This window comes from Bacillus cereus group sp. N6 (assembly GCF_016483705.1).
In the GTDB taxonomy this organism is placed as follows: Bacteria; Bacillota; Bacilli; order Bacillales; family Bacillaceae_G; genus Bacillus_A; species Bacillus_A wiedmannii.
This window is the reverse complement of the sequence record NZ_JAEHBI010000122.1, coordinates 1-3,691: the sequence shown is the minus strand read 5'-3', so window position 1 is coordinate 3,691 and position 3,691 is coordinate 1. Positions and strand designations below refer to the sequence as shown.

Here is a 3,691-nt window from a genome sequence, read left to right as displayed (position 1 = left end):
TATTCGTGCACCCAACGCATGATGGTTGTAGGATGAACCGATACACCACGTTCTTTTAAAAGTTCAGATACATCACGGTAGCTTAAAGAAAAACGACAATAGTAGCCGACGGCTACCAAAATAATATCTTTCTTGAATTGTTTCCCTTTAAAATATCTCATTTGTGATTCTCCTTACTCTTTTTTTAGAGTGTAGTCTCATTTAGAAAACTTTGCAACAGAACCATTAATAGCACCTTTTTTCGCAATGAAACTCTTGTAATTATAGTGCATTCAAATGAACATTTTTATCACTTTACAAACCAAGGGCAGCAACGCTTTCACATTTCAATAACTAGACTCATATCCTAAATTCAAATTGCATGAAAATATAAGAAAGGCGGGTAATACAAATGACTTCTAATATCGACTACACTTCCCCCTCAACCAATTTCACCCATGATTTAAATAAAAGTAATTTTTTTAAGAAAGATGCCCAAAATTATATAAACGTACTTGGCATAAAACAATTAAATACTTTAGAAAATACTTCTTTATTAGATATCTATTTAAGTACAGGAAATGTTGTAGAGCCACATATTCATCAAAATGCAGCTGAACTTGTTTACTGTATTTCAGGATCTGCTGTTGTTTCCTTACTTAATCCTTTTACAAACCAAATATTAAACTTACCGATAAAACCAGGGCAAGTTGCCAACATTCCACAAGCGTGGTGGCATTATGAAATTGCTACAGCAGATGGTACTCACTTATTAGCTATTTTCAATGCCCCAACCCCAGAAGTTATTTTTGGTTCAGATATTTTAAGATTAACTCCAGCCAATATGATGGCTCATACTTATTGCCTCAATGAACAACAATGGAAACAAGCGATATCTCCAATTCAATCTACTACAGTAATTGGTCCCCCAACAAACTGTAATCAGAACCGCGGCACGATAACCCCAACAACTCAGCCTCCTAACCAACAACAAAATTTATATTACCAAGATTCATACTATTTCCCTCTTTACTGGGGATATTAATTTATTTCATTAATAGACAATTATTGATCTCCTCGGAAAATACGTAGGAGATTTTTTATTGTATATCTACCATTCCTATTTTTTTCGTAACAATTAATAGAGTACATACATATACTATTTATATATTTAATTGGAGGTGATAGTACTATGAGTAATTATAACTATCGAAAAAACTACTCTAATAATAAAAATAGTAGTTCATCAACATCTTCTCAATCTTCCAATTCTCAATCTTCCAATTCCCAATCGCAAAGAGATTTAGCCGAACAAGGCTATGTAAAGAAAAAAGGATGTAACTGTAATAAAAACAAATAGTTTATTTTATAGATGAATTCTTTTTTAAAAGAATTCATCTTTTTTTCTGATCGGAAATTTTTCAATTTACATAACTTATTCCTTAAACGATAAAGTATAAATTATATTTTTTTATACGAACTTAACAAAGAGTAATTGTTCAATTAATTTATTACTTATTTCCCCAAAAAATATAGTCCTTCCTAAATTTATTAGGAAGGACTATATATAAACCCCTGTTTAATTTCCTACTAAACATTGTAACAAATTAAACGATATTAATACCTGCACTTACAAATCCAGCAACTGCAGCTATTGGACTTGCTGCTGTTAACGAAACATATAACAGTATTTTATCCCCAGCTGCTACTGGAATAGCTTCAGCTATGATCCCTGATGCTGTAGAACCAATCGCTATTGCGGCAAATGCTGGTGTTAATAATAGAGGTGCGCCTTGTACTGTAAACGTATTACTTGCTGCTGGTGCAGTTAATATTTGTATCTGTACTTGCACAGGTGATAATGGAGCTAATGCAGCTGTTGCACTAAAGAAACCAGCTAGTGACGTGATAGTTCCTGCACGTGGTGCTACGAATGCATAATCACCTACACCTAACGCTAAAGTGATACTAGTTCCACCAGTTAAAGCTACGCCAGGCTGACTAAATCCAAATCCAAGAAGAGTTCCTGTATTAGCTACTAATGCGTTAACTAACGCAGATGGTGTTGTACCTGAAGCGAATGGAATAATAGCTCCGCCACCAGTTGCTCCTGTTAAGCCTGTTGCTCCTGTTAAACCTGTTGCTCCTGTTGGACCTGTTGCTCCTGTTGGACCTGTCGCTCCTGTTGGACCTGTCGCTCCTGTTAAGCCTGTTGCTCCTGTTACTCCTGTTGCTCCCGTTGGGCCTGTTGCTCCTGTTACTCCTGTTGCTCCACCAGTACCTGCTGGACCTGTCGCTCCTGTTGCTCCCGTTGGACCTGCTCCGGTTCCTGCTGGACCTGTTGGACCTGTCGCCCCTGGAGTAGCATTGATTAATTGAATTAATAAATTAAAAAGAAGTTGTAAAGTTGCAGAATCAACATTTGAGTTGCAGGATATAGGGATAAGATCTAAAGCGAAGAAGAATTGTGCAAGGGCGCTATAAAATTGTTGCAATAATGTTGACAATTGTCCTAAATTAGGTGCTGGAGATTGTAATAAAACTATAATACTTTGAGTTAATTGTTTCAAAAAATTAACTTCTGGAGAAGGTAATAAGGAATTTAAGAAAATTAAAAATTGATTAAATAAATCGAGTAACACTAATCTGTTTGCATTACTTGGATTTGCAAAAAATGCTGAAATAGCTGATACTAATGAGTTTAGTAAAGTAATTAATTGACTTAATTGTTCCCTAGTAATAGGAACTGACTGTGGATTTTTACAGCAATCTGCTGAAAAAACAATCTGATTGCAGTTATTATGATCAAAACAATCATTATGTTTCATTTATTTCCTCCTTACTTTTCTTATAGTTGAGTGTTTTCCTATTCTAAGTACTATAAAAGATGCGATTGAAAAAAGTAGTTGAGTTATATGTTTCTCTTAAAATAGGAAACATGAATGATAATCAAACTTGAAAACGTTATTTAATTATGTTCATGACTCACATATTAATTATATGTTTTTAATAATTGACTGCTTAGATTAAACACCTAAACTTAAGAGTTTATTTTATTTTTCCACGTTTATCTCTTAGAGCCAAAGACACATTTTAAGTTGAATACAAAACTCGAATTTACGATTAATATACATTCCGCAAGTAACAACATCATTTTTTCATATAAGTAAAGAACATTTCTTTACTAAAATTGGGCTCACCTTATAAAGGGGAAGCCGTTTCTATTATAAAAAACTCTCATACAATATAGTGGACAAGTTATTTTATACTTCGTTCTAATAAAATATTGTAAGGAGTGAGAATTAATTGCCAATCATCCAACCATTTATGGCATCTAGAAGATTTACATCTACACTAGGAGCTGGAACCGGAACAGGTGCAGCTTTTGCAATTGCTGCTACAGCTTGTTTAAACGATGCTGGTACTACTGCAACTGCTTTTCCGACTTTTACGTATTACAACTTTTATGTAAACGGCATTCTTCAACCTAGTGTGAACTCCAGTATTACTACTGGACCTACTGGTGCTATTACAATTCCTGGCGGAGATGCATTAGACGGCGGAATTCCAATTACAATCGAATTTATCGTCACTTAGTTTAACTACTTTAATGTAGAACAAAAAGACAGATTCTTTGGTCTTCCCCCCGTCAAGTAGACAACTGTAAAAAAGACTATGCAGCCATCGAAATTCGATATTCGATCGGAGCTCG

The 3,691-nt window shown here is 34.5% G+C and carries 3 protein-coding genes and 1 pseudogene; 2 read left to right on the top strand and 2 right to left on the bottom strand.

Going from position 1 to position 3,691, the window contains the following annotated elements:
- Positions 1-161: pseudogene (locus tag JDS99_RS30120) on the bottom strand (IS6 family transposase); the annotation flags it as partial.
- A 230-nt stretch (positions 162-391) separates the two neighbouring features.
- On the opposite strand from JDS99_RS30120, the gene JDS99_RS30115 reads away from it, so the two are divergent.
- Positions 392-1,024: a cupin domain-containing protein gene (locus tag JDS99_RS30115; RefSeq protein WP_088122110.1), complete on the top strand. Its 633-nt coding sequence runs from the start codon at positions 392-394 to the stop codon at positions 1,022-1,024.
- 562 nt (positions 1,025-1,586) lie between these two features.
- On the opposite strand, the gene JDS99_RS30110 is transcribed toward JDS99_RS30115, so the two are convergent.
- Positions 1,587-2,807 (bottom strand): exosporium glycoprotein BclB-related protein, encoded by a 1,221-nt coding sequence (locus JDS99_RS30110; protein WP_199696403.1) that lies wholly within the window; start codon positions 2,805-2,807, stop codon positions 1,587-1,589.
- A 478-nt stretch (positions 2,808-3,285) separates the two neighbouring features.
- Between JDS99_RS30110 and JDS99_RS30105 the strand changes: the two genes are divergently transcribed.
- The gene (locus JDS99_RS30105; RefSeq protein ID WP_001121646.1) at positions 3,286-3,576 is read left to right on the top strand and encodes a DUF4183 domain-containing protein; all 291 of its coding nucleotides are present in this window, start codon (positions 3,286-3,288) and stop codon (positions 3,574-3,576) included.
- Positions 3,577-3,691 lie beyond the last annotated feature (115 nt).